Source organism: Acinetobacter sp. 148, assembly GCF_031196675.1.
In the GTDB taxonomy this organism is placed as follows: Bacteria; Pseudomonadota; Gammaproteobacteria; order Pseudomonadales; family Moraxellaceae; genus Acinetobacter; species Acinetobacter baumannii.
The window spans coordinates 73,855-88,181 of sequence record NZ_JAVIMT010000085.1 but is presented as its reverse complement, the minus strand read 5'-3'; the positions used below and the strand labels follow the sequence as shown (position 1 = coordinate 88,181).

13 protein-coding genes are annotated in these 14,327 nt (G+C 37.2%); 7 read left to right on the top strand and 6 right to left on the bottom strand.

Annotated elements, in window-relative coordinates; genetic code table 11:
- The first annotated feature begins 44 nt into the window (after positions 1 to 44).
- The 7 genes from mtlD to RFX69_RS15750 all read left to right on the top strand — a co-directional run bounded on the left by mtlD (position 45) and on the right by RFX69_RS15750 (position 7,623).
- Positions 45 to 2,192 (top strand): bifunctional mannitol-1-phosphate dehydrogenase/phosphatase, encoded by a 2,148-nt coding sequence (gene mtlD / locus RFX69_RS15780; protein ID WP_289332455.1) that lies wholly within the window; start codon positions 45 to 47, stop codon positions 2,190 to 2,192.
- 105 nt (positions 2,193 to 2,297) lie between these two features.
- Positions 2,298 to 2,924 carry a 2'-5' RNA ligase family protein gene (locus RFX69_RS15775; protein ID WP_289332460.1) on the top strand — a complete coding sequence of 209 codons (627 nt, stop codon included), beginning with the start codon at positions 2,298 to 2,300 and terminating at the stop codon, positions 2,922 to 2,924.
- Positions 2,912 to 3,430, top strand: coding sequence for a bifunctional adenosylcobinamide kinase/adenosylcobinamide-phosphate guanylyltransferase (cobU, locus tag RFX69_RS15770; protein ID WP_163049722.1), 519 nt, complete (start codon positions 2,912 to 2,914; stop codon positions 3,428 to 3,430). The genes RFX69_RS15775 and cobU overlap by 13 nt, the downstream gene beginning before the upstream one ends.
- Before the next feature lie 2 nt (positions 3,431 to 3,432).
- Positions 3,433 to 4,488 (top strand): nicotinate-nucleotide--dimethylbenzimidazole phosphoribosyltransferase, encoded by a 1,056-nt coding sequence (cobT, locus tag RFX69_RS15765; RefSeq protein ID WP_289332456.1) that lies wholly within the window; start codon positions 3,433 to 3,435, stop codon positions 4,486 to 4,488.
- Complete coding sequence (locus tag RFX69_RS15760; protein ID WP_280006719.1) at positions 4,481 to 5,080, top strand: histidine phosphatase family protein; 600 nt, start codon at positions 4,481 to 4,483, stop codon at positions 5,078 to 5,080. Before cobT ends, RFX69_RS15760 begins: the two co-directional genes overlap by 8 nt.
- A gap of 124 nt (positions 5,081 to 5,204) precedes the next feature.
- Positions 5,205 to 6,773: a histidine phosphatase family protein gene (locus RFX69_RS15755; RefSeq protein WP_272231910.1), complete on the top strand. Its 1,569-nt coding sequence runs from the start codon at positions 5,205 to 5,207 to the stop codon at positions 6,771 to 6,773.
- A gap of 106 nt (positions 6,774 to 6,879) precedes the next feature.
- Positions 6,880 to 7,623 carry an adenosylcobinamide-GDP ribazoletransferase gene (locus RFX69_RS15750; protein ID WP_000187500.1) on the top strand — a complete coding sequence of 248 codons (744 nt, stop codon included), beginning with the start codon at positions 6,880 to 6,882 and terminating at the stop codon, positions 7,621 to 7,623.
- 75 nt (positions 7,624 to 7,698) lie between these two features.
- On the opposite strand, the gene RFX69_RS15745 is transcribed toward RFX69_RS15750, so the two are convergent.
- The 6 genes from RFX69_RS15745 to RFX69_RS15720 all read right to left on the bottom strand — a co-directional run bounded on the left by RFX69_RS15745 (position 7,699) and on the right by RFX69_RS15720 (position 14,269).
- Positions 7,699 to 8,808, bottom strand: coding sequence for a 3-deoxy-7-phosphoheptulonate synthase (locus RFX69_RS15745; RefSeq protein ID WP_000572397.1), 1,110 nt, complete (start codon positions 8,806 to 8,808; stop codon positions 7,699 to 7,701).
- A 96-nt stretch (positions 8,809 to 8,904) separates the two neighbouring features.
- Entirely contained in the window at positions 8,905 to 9,792 is an 888-nt protein-coding gene (locus RFX69_RS15740) for a sulfite exporter TauE/SafE family protein (RefSeq protein ID WP_000011876.1), read from the bottom strand.
- 132 nt (positions 9,793 to 9,924) lie between these two features.
- Positions 9,925 to 10,227 carry a hypothetical protein gene (locus tag RFX69_RS15735; RefSeq protein WP_024432797.1) on the bottom strand — a complete coding sequence of 101 codons (303 nt, stop codon included), beginning with the start codon at positions 10,225 to 10,227 and terminating at the stop codon, positions 9,925 to 9,927.
- Positions 10,224 to 11,780 carry a PepSY domain-containing protein gene (locus RFX69_RS15730; protein WP_024432796.1) on the bottom strand — a complete coding sequence of 519 codons (1,557 nt, stop codon included), beginning with the start codon at positions 11,778 to 11,780 and terminating at the stop codon, positions 10,224 to 10,226. Before RFX69_RS15730 ends, RFX69_RS15735 begins: the two co-directional genes overlap by 4 nt.
- Complete coding sequence (locus tag RFX69_RS15725; protein WP_029641982.1) at positions 11,773 to 12,072, bottom strand: hypothetical protein; 300 nt, start codon at positions 12,070 to 12,072, stop codon at positions 11,773 to 11,775. Before RFX69_RS15725 ends, RFX69_RS15730 begins: the two co-directional genes overlap by 8 nt.
- Positions 12,073 to 12,133: 61 nt before the next feature.
- The gene (locus RFX69_RS15720) at positions 12,134 to 14,269 is read right to left on the bottom strand and encodes a TonB-dependent siderophore receptor (RefSeq protein WP_079548534.1); all 2,136 of its coding nucleotides are present in this window, start codon (positions 14,267 to 14,269) and stop codon (positions 12,134 to 12,136) included.
- Between the last annotated feature and the right edge of the window lie 58 nt (positions 14,270 to 14,327).

Sequence of the window (14,327 nt, the reverse complement as noted above, 5' to 3'; positions counted from 1 at the left end):
TTTGTATACCCTGAATAAAACATGATCAAAAAAGAGGTAAAAACGTGCTTATTTTTCATGGAAAACCTGTTCATGGAGCTATCTTCGATATGGATGGGACAATGTTTGATACTGAACGGTTGCGGTTTCAAACATTGCAACAGGCATCTCAAGAACTCATTGGGCAGGAGTTTTCACACGAATATTTAATGCAATGTTTGGGGTTAAGTGCGACTACAGCGGAAAAGCTTGCACAACGTTTATACGGAGTAGATGTTCCATATAAGGAAATCCGAAAACGTGCCGATGAGATGGAACTAGAACATATTCGAAAACACGGCGTACCTATTAAAAAAGGTTTGGTTCAAGTTCTAGAGCGTTTAAGAAAATCTGGTTTAAGAATGGCTGTGGCTACTTCAAGCCGTAGAGCAATTGCCGAAGAATATTTAATTAATGCAAATGTTTATAAATTTTTTGATGTCATTACTTGTGGGGATGAAGTAGAACAAGGGAAGCCACATCCAGAAATCTTTTTAAAAGCGGCTAGTCAACTTCATTTAGACGCTAACCAGTGTCTTATGTTTGAAGATTCGGAAAATGGTTTAACTTCAGCACATACATCGAAAGGTTTAACGATTTTATTAAAAGATATTAAAGAACCAAATGATGAAATGCTGGAAAAAGCGCATTTTTATTATGACCAGATGTACGTCTTTTTAACTGATCTTGATCAATTTATTCCCGTTATGGATATGCCAGAGATACAGGAACCTTTTCCGCAAAGTCTGAATCAGCTTACTGTTGGAATACATGGTTTCGGTGCTATTGGCGGTGGTTATATAGCGCAGATCTTGTCGCATTGGGATGGTTATACGAAACCAAAACGTATAATTGCGTCAACACGAAATAGTCTTTTCCGCGAAGCTGTAAATGCGTTTGGAACCTATAGTATTCGCTATGGACAATTTTCTTATGATGAACGTATTGAGAATATGACCATTGTTGATTCTGACAATGAACAACAAATGTTAGAGATGTATACACATTCAAGTTTGATCGCACTTTGTTTGCCTGAGCAAGCGATCGAACCTGAATCAAAGATAATTGCAAAAGGATTATATGCGCGTTTTAATTCGCAACTTGAAACATGTATTGAACCACTAACTTTTCTAATTATTTTAAATAAAGTCGGCGCGAAATATTTGGTTATGAAGCATCTTAGAGAAGCTCTGCTAGAGTTGACCAATGATGAAGATGTGACTGAGCATATTTTAAAAGAACATTACTTTTGCGACACCGTAGTTAATCGCATGGTTTCAAAACTTTCTAATCAGAATTTATATCGTCAACTTCGTATTAAGCATAATTTTCTTGAACAGCATTTAGAAGATGTGGAGCAAGAAGACCAAATCGAAATTGAAGATTGTAATAAACTGAATCAAGATCAACTAAATCAGGCTTCTATCTATGTTGATAACATGCGCCGTAATTTCCAGCCGGGACATATCTTACAAAGCATGGATTTAATCTTGTTCCATAGTGAAACTGATATGCCAATCTATGTAGAGAAAGGCAGTCCTTTACTTGAAAAGTTGCGTCAGGTGGTATTGGTTGACCAAATTACTGACATTCAACTCATTAAAAATCGTTTATGGAATGGTGTACATGCGATGCTTGCTTGGTATGCATCTTTAATGGGTTATGAATCTATTGGTGTTGCCATGGGCGATTATTCAGTTAAAGCATTTGCAGAGAACTTAATTGCAGAAGTGAAGCAAGGACTTGCAATTGTATTACCTAACTATGCAAAAGATCTGGATCGAATGTCACAAAGTTTTCTAGACTCATGTGAATATGCATTTAAAGATCCTTGTCAACGCGTAGCTAGAGATCCACTACGCAAACTCAATCATAATGAACGTGTCATGGCATCAATTGCTGTGAATATTTGTCATGATTTGCCTTATAAAAATTTATTAAAAGGTGCTGCTTTAGGTTATGCCTATGCGATTCAATTTTTAGAAATTGAAGAGACTAAAGCTGTTGAACATCTGCAGCAACAAATTCAGAACCTAGACTTGAGTACAACTCAAAGAAGACAGCTTGAAGCTGAATTGGTTCAACTTATTCAATATTTGTTTTCTGAACAAGACAAACAATCCTTGAACATGAGTATTACCAACGCCAAAATTACAGGTACTCAATATGTTTAAATTCGCTTAATAAATTAAGGCTCTACAATTTAAAAGCAAACATGTTTTAATACACAACTTGAATGATTTTGAATTAAAACTGTGTTGCTAAAACCCTTAACACTCATGGTGCCGACACCTATACGGGATTATCCCGAATGGCATCGTGGGCGTCAGAATTACGCTTTATGGTATCTAGAAATTAATGATCAGAAATTAGTTCATTATTTAGATCAATTGCGTGCGCATTTTTCAGAATATCTAGTAGAACCTAATCACCGTCAATATCATGTCACGCTGTTTATATGTGGATTCTTGACCCATGAAAATAAAGTTCATGGTGATGACTTTTGTTTTAGTGACTTTGTGCAGCAAAGGGAAATTTTAAGAAAAGAAGATATTGCACCATTTCAATTAAAAATTGGATCAGTTGATAGCTTTAGCAGTGCTTTATTTGTAGAAGTCCAAGACATCGAAAATAACTTATCTCTCATACGGCAAAAATTAGGTACAGTTTCTAATGAAATTGCCGCTTTAGATTACTGTCCGCATATTACATTGGGTTTGTATAAGAAAGACTATAGTAGTAATTTGATTTTACAAAAAATTTCTCAATTACCTGTACAATACACACAGGCTGAATTTGATCTTAAAGTTGAGCATTTAACCTTTGGCTATTATCAGGCTCAAACTTTACAAGGTCAGCTGTATCCGTATGAGCATTTGTTTTTAGGTGATTCATGTTGCAATTGATTTTAGGTGGTGCCCGTTCTGGCAAAAGCCGATTGGCTGAACAAACGGCCATATCTATGCAATTAGCTGTCACTTATGTGGCTACGGCACAAGCGCTTGATCCAGAAATGCAAAGCCGTATTGTCCATCATCAAAATCAGCGTCCTGCTCACTGGTCTTTGGTTGAAGAACCATTATTTTTAGCAAAAACTCTGCAAGAAATTGATCGACCTAACCAAATTATTCTGGTGGATTGTTTAACACTTTGGCTAACCAATTTGTTACTTTTAGAAGATCAAAATATTCAACAATTTGAGTGTGAGCAGCTGTTAAGAGTTTTACCCACACTCGAGTCAGAAATTATTTTAGTAAGTAATGAAACGGGTTTAGGCGTTGTGCCACTCGGTGAGATCAGTCGTCGGTTTGTCGATGAAGCAGGCAGACTACATCAAGCTCTAGGGCAAATTGCAAATAAGGTTGTGTTTTGTGTGGCTGGTTTTCCAATGATTTTAAAAGGTGAGAAATAAAAATGAACTGGTGGTTAGAATCCGTACAGCAACCTAATTTAGATGCAAAACAACAAGCTGAGCAACATCAACTCCAGCTCACCAAACCTACTGGTGCCTTAGGTGATTTAGAGCAAATTGCAATTACACTTGCCAGTTTACAATCAAATGCACATCCACAAGTTAGCCATCCATGGATCACAATTTTTGCTGGTGATCATGGCGTAGTTGAAGAAAATATCTCTGCATATCCTCAAGCTGTTACCCGTCAAATGTTGCAAAACTTCACAACTGGCGGTGCGGCAATTAGTGTCATTGCCAAATATCATCAAGCTCATTTGCAAGTGATTGACTGCGGTACAGCAGGCGAAGCATACGAATATGCAGGTGTTGAACGTCATTGTATTCGTGCCGGCACAGCAAATTTTGTTAAACAAGTTGCAATGAATGCAGATGAATGTCGTGCTGCTTTAGAGTTAGGTAAAAACAGTGTAGACACGGCCAAATCTAAAGGTGCAGATATTTATATTGCAGGTGAAATGGGGATTGGAAATACCTGTTCTGCCTCTGCTTTAGCATGCCTTTTATTAAATGATACTGCCGAGCAATTGACTGGAGTAGGTACAGGAATTGGTGCTGATCAGTTAAGACATAAAATTGAAGTAATTGAAAAAGCTATTGAACTTCATCATAAACATGTCATTGGTGATGTCTTCAAAACACTATGTGCTGTAGGTGGTTTGGAAATTGCGGCAATTGTCGGTGCTTACATTCGCTGTGCGCAAGTGGGTTTACCTGTGATTGTAGACGGTTTTATTAGTTCTGTAGCCGCTTTATGTGCTGTGCGGATGAATCCTCAAGTGCGTGATTGGATGTTGTTTGGTCATCAATCGGCTGAATATGGACACCGCCGTATTTTACAAGAACTCAATGCTGACCCAATTTTAAAAATGAATTTGCGTTTAGGTGAAGGTAGTGGTGCTGGCGCTGCTTTGGCATTGGTTAAAATGGCTTGCGCTTTACATAACCAAATGGCTACCTTCGCTCAAGCGGCTGTAAGCGGGAATAAAATTGGCTAAATTTAGCATTGATTTGCTCAGACATGGAGAAAGCCAGTATAGCCATACCTTACGTGGCCATTTAGATGATAAGTTAACGGCAAAAGGTTGGCAGCAAATGCAGTCAACCATTGAGCAAGTTTCAAATCAGCCATGGGATGTCATTGTAAGTTCATCCTTAAAAAGATGTGTTTGTTTTGCCGAGCAACTGGCCAAAACAGCAGAACTCCCCTTACTTGTAAATCATGACTTAAAAGAAATGTATTTTGGTGAATGGGAAGGCATCTCAACTCAGCAAATTTATGAAACTTCACCCGAATTACTGGCAAACTTTTGGCAAAAACCAAGTCAATATTGTCCACCTCGCGCAGAAACATTAGACCAGTTTCAAACAAGGGTTCTTAAAGGCTTTCAAGATTTGCTGGAGCATATGCAAAAGCAAAACTTACAGCATGCTTTAGTTGTTACTCATGGCGGTGTGATTAAGCTATTGGCTTGTTTAGCCAGACAACAGCCTCTAGATGACTTACTTAAAATGCCGGCAGAGCTTGGAAAATTATATTCACTCGAATTTTCTGAAACAGATGGTCAATTAACTTTTAAGTTAAGATAGTAGTTTTATATTTTTATACACTTGTAAGTTATTATTTTTAAAATGTTATTTTAGCCTGTGTAATAGAACTGTCATTGCTAGTATCTAAGCTATTGGCATTTCTTATTAACCATACATCTGGCTTATGAATATTTTATTTAAAACAACTGTGCTTGCAGCATCATTATTACTCGCGGCTTGTAATAACAATGATGATCAAGAAGCTCAAACTGCACCATCTACAAACCCATCAAAATATTATCAAACGAAAACGCCTTACCAACCTCAACAAGACTTAAAAAGCTATGAACAAGCGCCGACTGGGTTCCAGCCAGTTTTTACAGAGTTAGTGGCACGTCACGGTTCGAGAGGTTTATCAAGTCTGAAATATGATTTAGCACTTTATAATTTATGGAAACAGGCGAAAGCTGAAAATGCCTTAACGCCACTAGGTGAGCAATTAGGTGCTGATTTAGAAGCAATGATGAAAGCGAATATTTTGTTAGGTTATGGTGTTGAAGGGATCCGTCAGTACGGTTATGGAAATGAAACCATGACTGGTATTTTAGAACACCGCGGTATTGCCGATCGCTTATTACAGCGCTTACCAACTCTTTTAAATACGCAGGCGTCTATATTGGTACAAAGTTCTGGAGTAGACCGTGCGGTAGATAGTGCTAAATTTTTCACTGCTGAACTCATTAAACAACAACCGCAACTGAAAGATAAAATTGTTCCATTGTCTTATACCAATTTATCAAGTGAAAACGTGCCGAGTGTTGAAGATGGCGGCGTTGATCGTTTTAAACTTTATTTTCATAGCTTGAATGCAGACGAAGACTTAGCTCAACCACTGAGTGTTAGCCAACAAAAAATTTATGATGCAAGTCAGGCTTATCAAGATTTTGAAGAAAATAATAAAGATTTAGCTCAAAAGTTAGATGAGTTAACAAAAAATACTCAGGCTGAAAAAACTGCCCAACTGGTACTCAGCCCAATTTTTAAAGCTGACTTCATTAAAAAGCTCGGTACCACTGGTTATAGCTTTAGCAATACCGGATCATTTACAGTAACTTCGCCGAAAGGTGAGCAAATTACAGAAAAAGGTAAGGGGAAAAATACAATTGCCAGCGCAGTTGATGCAGCGGCTTATATTTATGAACTCTATTCAATTTCTGGTGGTATGAAAGATGAGTTAAAAGGTATTGATTTTGATAAATATATGCCTTTGGAAGCCGCAAAATTTTATGCTGAATTTAATGACGCCAATGATTTTTACGAAAAAGGCCCAAGCTTTACAGAATCAAATAAAGTCACCAGTGAAATCGCTCAAGGACTTAAACAGGATCTGTTCCAACAAGTTGACGCCGTAGTGAATAAAGCTCAACCTTACAAAGCAGTTTTACGGTTTGCCCATGCTGAAATTATTATTCCTCTGGCAACTAGCTTAGATTTGCATAATATGATGCAGCCGTTACCACTACGCCAGACTTATAATTACTCGACAAGTGCATGGCGTGGTGAAGTAGTTTCACCTATGGCGGCAAATGTACAGTGGGATATTTACCAAAATAGCCAAGGCTCTACTTTGGTTAAAATGCTTTATAACGAAAAAGAAACTTTGTTCAAATCTGCATGTAACTATGCACGTTATACACCAACCAGTTTTTACTACGACTACATCAAATTGAAACAGTGCTATCAAATGCAATAGATTTTCAGTTTTTGAAGTCTTTAATGGGAATAGGGATTGCTATTCCCATTTTTATTTCTTCATAATTCAATTTGTTTTTAAATATAGACCAGTTAGAGACTTGGATATGACACCTTTTTGGATAGCATTGCAATTTTTAACTGTTCTGCCTATTGAGCTAAAAACAATACCAACGGCGCAACAAAATGGTCGAGCTATTCTGTTTTATCCTCTAGTTGGTCTGATTATTGGGGGCATACTTTTTCTTGTTACCTGTATTTTTGTTAAATTACCCGCTCTTTTACTTGCGGCAATCGTACTCGCTTTATGGATCTGGCTAACGGGTGGATTGCATTTAGATGGGCTAGCAGATACTGCCGATGCGTGGGTAGGTGGTTTTGGAGATAAACTACGTACTTTACAAATCATGAAGGATCCAAGTTGTGGTCCAATTGGAGTCCTCAGCTTAGTTATCATATGTTTGCTCAAATTTGCACTAGTTTATGTGTTGATTGAACAGCATCAATCTTTATTTTTAATATGCATTCCTATCCTTGGGCGTGTGGTGCCATCTATTTTGTTTTTAACTACACCATATGTTCGCGAAAAAGGCTTAGGCCGTTCTTTGACAGACCATTTACCCAAAACTGCTTCATGGATAATAACTGGGTTCGTTCTGCTATTACCTTTGTATTGGGGGTGGCAAGGGCTTATTGCCATCATTGGTTTTTTAATCAGTCTTGTTTATTTAAGACATGTGTTTATAAAAAGGATTGGCGGTATTACAGGGGATACCGTCGGTGCAGCGATTGAAATAGGTGAAACTGTACTGATGTTTACTTTTGTCGTAAGTTATTTTTATTTAGTTTGATGTTAAATTCCACCTCAATAAAATAAAAAAGCCCTCAAAAAATGAGGGCTTAATTTTCAATCTTAAAAAGATGAATTAGCGGTTTGGTAAAACTTCTTTTAAAGCTTCATGCATTTCAAGCAAGGTCTTTTCAGTAGTTTCCCAGTCAATACAACCATCAGTTACTGATTTACCATATTCAAGGTCACAAAGATTGTCAGGAATATCTTGGCGACCACCTTTTAGATGACTTTCGACCATAATACCTACAATTGACTTATTGCCATCTAAAATCTGTTCAGTAATGTTTTTAAGAACAAGCGGCTGTAAGTAAGGATCTTTATTCGAGTTAGCGTGGCTTGCATCAATCATAATTTTGTTGCTTACTTTTGCTTTCGCTAAAGCGTTTTCTGCTTCTGCAACAGAGCCAGCATCGTAGTTTGGTTTACCGTTACCACCACGCAATACCACATGTGCGTAAGGGTTACCTTTTGTATTAATGATTGAAACCTGACCGTCTTCATTTAAGCCTAAGAAACTATGGCCATATTTAACAGACTGCATGGCATTGGTTGCGACAGTTAAACCGCCGTCTGTACCATTTTTAAAACCTACTGGTGATGATAGACCAGAAGACATTTCACGGTGAGTTTGGCTTTCGGTTGTACGTGCACCAATCGCAGACCAAGAAATTAAGTCTTGATAGTACTGTGGAGAGTTAGGATCAAGTGCTTCAGTTGCACAAGGTAAACCCTTTTCATTTAACTCAAGCAAAAGTTTACGGCCAATACGTAAACCTTTTTCGATGTTAAATGAGTCATTCATATCCGGATCATTAATTAAGCCTTTCCAGCCAATTGTGGTACGTGGTTTTTCAAAATAAACACGCATAACCAGATATAAAGTATCTTTAACCTTTTCGCTTAGCGCTTTTAGGCGATCAGCATATTCGTGAGCAGCTTTTGGATCATGAATAGAGCAAGGACCAATAACGACAAATAAACGTTTATCTGAACCATCTAAAATATTACGAATAGTTTCGCGGCCTTTTAGAACAGTTTGTGAAGCAACATCAGATAACGGAAGTTCTGATTTAAGCTCAGCTGGTGTTACAAGAGTTTGGATGCTTTTAATGTTAACGTCGTCGATATCTGGCTTGGAAACGGAATTTGAATGTGTAGTCATTGCTGTCACTGGTTCGATCATACTAAAGGTTGTTTTGTGTACTGAATATACCATGAAATAATTATGAAAATACTACATCTCATGGCAATTCAGTTTGGAAAAATCCCATTGATTTTACTATCTTTCGGTCGAGTTGCCTGTTTTTTCAGCAACTACTGCTTGTTGTTGTACCACAGCTGCTTTTGGTTTGGCTTTGACTGGGTGGACCATAAAGTTAACACCAAGAGCAAATAGTGTAATACCCAAAATTTTACGGATTAAACGTTCCGGCATACGTGAGCTAATTAAGGTTCCAATAATAATTGCCGGAATTGAACCTACTAATAACCACATAAGCAGCACAAAGTCGACATTACCGGCACTCATATGCCCAAGACCTGCGACTAGGGTTAAGAGTACGGCGTGTACGACATCGGAACCAATAATTCGAATCATTGGTAAGTTTGGGAACATAATCACGAGTGCCATAATTCCAAAGGCACCAGCACCAACAGATGATAACGTTACGAATACACCTAGAATAATGCCCATAATCACAATATAGGTGCGTTTATTTTGAACAGCTAATTGCTCATTTTCAGTTTGAGTATTCTCTTTATTTCGGAATTTATTAAAGAACTTTTCAATACGAGTACGGAAAATGATGGAAACACCAGTTAAGGTCAACATAAAGCCTAATACCATGGTTAATACAGCTTTATAATGAGTTGACTGACTTAAATAATGCTCAAGTACCCACGCAGTACCAAAAGATGCAGGAATACTGCCGACGGCTAGCCATAAAACAATCGGCCACACGATATTAAGTTTTTTTGCGTGAACCATCGATCCACAGAACTTAGAGATCGCGGCGTAAAGTAGATCAGTACCAATTGCGATATGCGGTTCAATCCTAAAAAGACCAATTAAAATTGGTGTCATTAATGATCCACCACCAACTCCTGTAATACCTACACAGAAGCCAACTAACATACCCGCTAAGATAAATTCAAAAGCACCAGACATCTTTATCGCCACTTATCACGAAACGCAGATATCTTATTCCTTTTAGAGATAAACAGTTGTCATGAATAATGATTTACTTATGCAAAAAAAAGCTAAGCAATCAAAATCATGCTTAGCTTGAGGAAATTTTATTCAAATTGATGACTTAGATGAAGTTTTTGATGGCTTGAGCGGATTAAGCCAAAGTATCAGTAAAAAGGTTAAGGGTGTTGCAAAGATCCACCAGCTAACAAAACCAATTGAAAAACCATATTTTTTGATGAGAATAAACCCGCTCAACGCAAATAGTAAAAAGGCCAATATCCTCAACAATGAATAATATTTTTGAACTAAAGGTTTGAAATGACCAGTTGATTTCGGTGAGCGATATTTTTCAGTCGATATGAATAGTAAATACATGCCTAGTAAAGTCAGGATAAACACAAAGAACATCATGAATTCACCTCAATATTTAACTTACTCAGCTTTTTTTGAATTTTATCTGAAGCTTTATTTTGAATAGGCTTAATTTTAAGAAATATAAAAAAGGCTAAAGCTGCAAATAACCAGAAAAATATATCTATACGTGCGAAATCCCAATAACCACTAAAGTTTTGAATATAATTGTTTTTTAGTAAATAACTTATATTCAAGATAGGGAGTGCAATACAAAGTAGAATAAAAATACCTAGCTGAGTTTGCCATAAATATTGTTTTTTAGTGATGAGCGCAATAATAAAGCTCATGAGCCACACGAAGAAGAAACTATAAATTTCATAATTAACAGTGGTGGCCGTGACAGTAAACAATCGATTCGCATACAAATAAGCAAGAGTTGCACAAGGCAAACCTACAAAGGTAGCAACATTTAAACGGTCAACTAAATAGTACCCGAAATGAAACTGACTATTTTTACTTTGAAGTTGGCGTTTAAGACTCCAAAGCAACAAGCCAGAGGCAATCATTACACAGCCTAAAATGCCAGAGAAAAACAATCCTAAGCGAAGTAGAGGCTGAGCAAAAGTTGCCATATGGAGGCCATATACTCCAGCATAAAGTGTGGCAATAGGACTATGATTACGTGTATCACCCAAGACTTTAGCATTTGTAGCATCTAATGTGATTTGTGCTTGATTACGGGTAATAGAATGGTCTTCTTGCTGAATAAACGTAATTTGAGCCTGATTCGTATTTGGATTTTTAACACTCATAGTTGCTAAAGTTTGATTTCCCCAACGCTGTTTAAGTTGAGCTAATAGCTTTTCAACTGGTAAATTCTGTGCAGGATGCGGTGTTGTACTTTCTGTGACTGTTTTTGTACGTATATCATTGAAATATTGATATGGATTCTCTGGATAGAGTTTTTGCATTCCCCAAGGCAAATATAGATAGAAGAAAATAGCCAAGCCAGTAAAAGTAACTGTTAAAAAGAAGGGCAGTGCAATAACAGATGAAACATTATGAAAATCTAACCATGAGCGCTGTGATTTAAAGGTACGCAAGGTAAAAAAATCGGTGAAGATTTTTTTATGAGTAATAATGCCTGAGATTAAGGCAATCAACATAATAAAAGCTGCTAAAGATACGACCAACCGCCCAATTAATATCGGGACACCAAAAAGTTGATAATGGAAACGGTAGAAAAAGTCACCGCCTTCAGTCGCAGAAAGTTTTAATTCTTGACCAGTGTTTGCATCGAGGGTTGCATTTCCATAACTACCATCTGGTTTTTCCCAATACATCGTATTTACCGGACTTTCAGATGTAGCAACAGTTAAATACCAAGATTTAGCATCTGAAGCGTGTTCTTGTAAGTATTGATATGCCGTTTTAATTGCCACATCTTGTTTTATTTCAAATTGTGCAAGGGGTGGTTGCATCCACAAATTAATTTCATGGCGGTAATAAGACAAACTTCCCATTAAAAAAATAGCAAATACGAGCCATCCAAAAATTAAACCAGTCCACGAGTGGAGCCATGCCATAGATTGACGTATACCTTTATGCATAACCTACCGTCCGTGTCACAATAAAGAAAAGGGCAAATAGTGCGATTGATAAAATGGTCAGTCGCAATAATGATTGGATGCAGAAACCAACAATCACGAAAAATACATAAAACAAAATAGAAATAAAGGCCGCCAAATAGATAGCTTCTGGTTTGTCTAAGTTCAAATGGAAAATTTCAGTTAGTCCAAGACTTAAGTACACCATACAGGCATAACCCATACCGAAAACAACTAAGAATCGATAGAAAACTTTTATGCGATATAACATGGGAAGATTTAAAGTTCTGGACATATTTACTGACACATAAAAAATAAAAAGAAAGCCAACCCCAAAATTGGGATTGGCTACGCTATTAATATTTAAACTTTACAGCAACTGTATAGTTGGCTGGGGCACCATAAAAAGCCTGCCCATCTGGGAAACTATTTAAATATTTCTTGTCAAAAATATTATTACCATTTGCTTGAAGCGTAATATGATCATTGACTTCATAGCTTGCCATTAAATTGACTAAAGCATATGCATCTTGTTTGATCGTACCGTTTACATTTGAGTCATATAACTTTATCCCATCTTGCCACTGTAAACCTGCACCAACTTTAAGCTTAGGTAAAACTGGCGGAGTATAGGTAGTTAGCAAGTTAAGTGTCTGGTTTGGATTGTATGTTCTTGCTTCGCCACCATTTTTAGTATCTTTAATACTAAATTGAGCATAGCCGAAAGAAAGATTTACGTTATCAGTAATTTGACCTGATAGACCAACTTCTACACCTTGCGATTCTAGATCACTCGTTGGTACTTTTCGGTTAAGTGGGTTTCCATCCGAGTTACGTAAAGGGTAATTATTTTGTTCAGTTTTAAATACTGAAAGTGTGCCTGTTAAACGGTCATCTAGCCATGAGCTTTTTACACCCATTTCATAGCTTTTACCCTCAATAGGTTTTAAAGCTTGATTGGTATCTTTATCAATACCAGTTTGTGGACGGAAAATTGAAGTGTAGCTCATGTAACCCGTATATTCAGGTGTAAAGTTATAGGTTAATCCGACATATGGAGAAACTTTACTTTCACTATATGACATTGGTGAGCCATAACTTTCGCCTTTACTCTCAGCTTGAACATAGTTTGCACCAAGTAAAAGTTTTAAATCTTCATTAAGATGTAAACGTGTCGCGGCATAAATTGAGTTAATATTTTGTTTATAGTTAGCCGCTTCTGTGAAATCTGACCAAGTTATAGATTGCGGTGTCCAACTTGCCCAATCGGTAGTAGTTGACTTTATAACATTACTATCGTTAATCGTTCCTGTAGATTGTTTATCTTGTTGGTGATTACGTACATAGCTGTAGCCTAGAGTTGCTTCATGTTCTCGGTTAAATAGCTTATAGGTCCCTTCGAGATTAAAATCTACAGCATGTTTTTCTTGATGTTCTTGTCCACCCCAAGGCGTTAGAGAAACACCGGACCCGTCAGCTTTTGGATAACCATAGTAATAGAGAAGACGGCTATTATGCTTCGTATCAAGATAGTTGTAAGTCAGCTTAGCATTCCATTGGTCATTAATTTTTTGTTTTAATTCAACAAAAGCATTTTGTGTCTCATTATCCCAGTGCGCCCAGTCAGGGTTAGGGTTATATGAGCGATCATATGAAATTTGTTTACCGTTGGCATCTAATAAAGGTAGTGCACCCCAGTTATTTGCATTAGGTTTATTTTGTTCTTGGCTATAACCTGCGGTAAGTAAAGTGCTATCTGTTAAATCGGCTTCAACAATACCAGCAAAGCCGTTTTTTTCCGCAGAATATCGGTCTAGGTAAGAATCACCAGTTTGTTCATAGCCCATAATACGGCCACGTACTTTTCCACTTGGTAGAATTGAGCCAGATACGTCAGCTTCATAGCGCTGCGTATCCCATGAACCGTAACTTACACCACCGCTTGCTTGAAATTCTTGGGTTGGACGTTTTCGAATATTATTGATGGTTGCACTCGGATCGCCAAAGGCATTAGTTAACGAGTCAGCTCCTTTAACTACTTCTACACGATCATAAAAGTAAGTATCAGGATTCGTATTATTATAGTTATAACCTGAAAGAGGGAAGCCTACGCCATCCGTTAAGATATTTGAAATCTCAAAACCACGAGCCATATAAGTAGTTCGCTCAGTTTCTTGATTAGAGACTGTTACACCAGGGGTATTTCTTAAAACATCACGAGTACTGGTAAGGCCAAAATCTTCAATTTGCTGACGAGTAACGACATTAATGGTTTGGGGTGTTTCCTTAGCCTCAATATTAAGTTTGGTTGCACTACTCGAGTTTTTAACATTATATGCCTTGGTCTGTTCAGAAGACTGCTCTGCATTTGATGCTTTGACTTGAATCGTTTGCAAAGCTTGTACCTGTGTATCTTGGGCATAGGTGAGGTTGGCATAACAAATCGCGCAGGCGATTACAGACAACTTAAATGGTCGAGGTGGGATATTCATAAGATTAAAGATAATGTAAATAATTCTCATTTATTTTATTGTTTGTAAATGTAAGCTA

What these genes read in the sequence shown, in the direction of transcription:
- cobT (WP_289332456.1), top strand. Translation starts at nt 3,433, where the DNA reads ATGAACTGGTGGTTAGAATCCGTACAGCAACCTAATTTAGATGCAAAA.
- RFX69_RS15720 (WP_079548534.1), bottom strand. Translation starts at nt 14,269, where the DNA reads ATGAATATCCCACCTCGACCATTTAAGTTGTCTGTAATCGCCTGCGCG.
- RFX69_RS15725 (WP_029641982.1), bottom strand. Translation starts at nt 12,072, where the DNA reads ATGTCCAGAACTTTAAATCTTCCCATGTTATATCGCATAAAAGTTTTC.
- RFX69_RS15755 (WP_272231910.1), top strand. Translation starts at nt 5,205, where the DNA reads ATGAATATTTTATTTAAAACAACTGTGCTTGCAGCATCATTATTACTC.
- RFX69_RS15740 (WP_000011876.1), bottom strand. Translation starts at nt 9,792, where the DNA reads ATGTCTGGTGCTTTTGAATTTATCTTAGCGGGTATGTTAGTTGGCTTC.
- RFX69_RS15735 (WP_024432797.1), bottom strand. Translation starts at nt 10,227, where the DNA reads ATGATGTTCTTTGTGTTTATCCTGACTTTACTAGGCATGTATTTACTA.
- RFX69_RS15730 (WP_024432796.1), bottom strand. Translation starts at nt 11,780, where the DNA reads ATGCATAAAGGTATACGTCAATCTATGGCATGGCTCCACTCGTGGACT.
- RFX69_RS15750 (WP_000187500.1), top strand. Translation starts at nt 6,880, where the DNA reads ATGACACCTTTTTGGATAGCATTGCAATTTTTAACTGTTCTGCCTATT.
- RFX69_RS15745 (WP_000572397.1), bottom strand. Translation starts at nt 8,808, where the DNA reads ATGATCGAACCAGTGACAGCAATGACTACACATTCAAATTCCGTTTCC.
- RFX69_RS15775 (WP_289332460.1), top strand. Translation starts at nt 2,298, where the DNA reads ATGGTGCCGACACCTATACGGGATTATCCCGAATGGCATCGTGGGCGT.
- cobU (WP_163049722.1), top strand. Translation starts at nt 2,912, where the DNA reads ATGTTGCAATTGATTTTAGGTGGTGCCCGTTCTGGCAAAAGCCGATTG.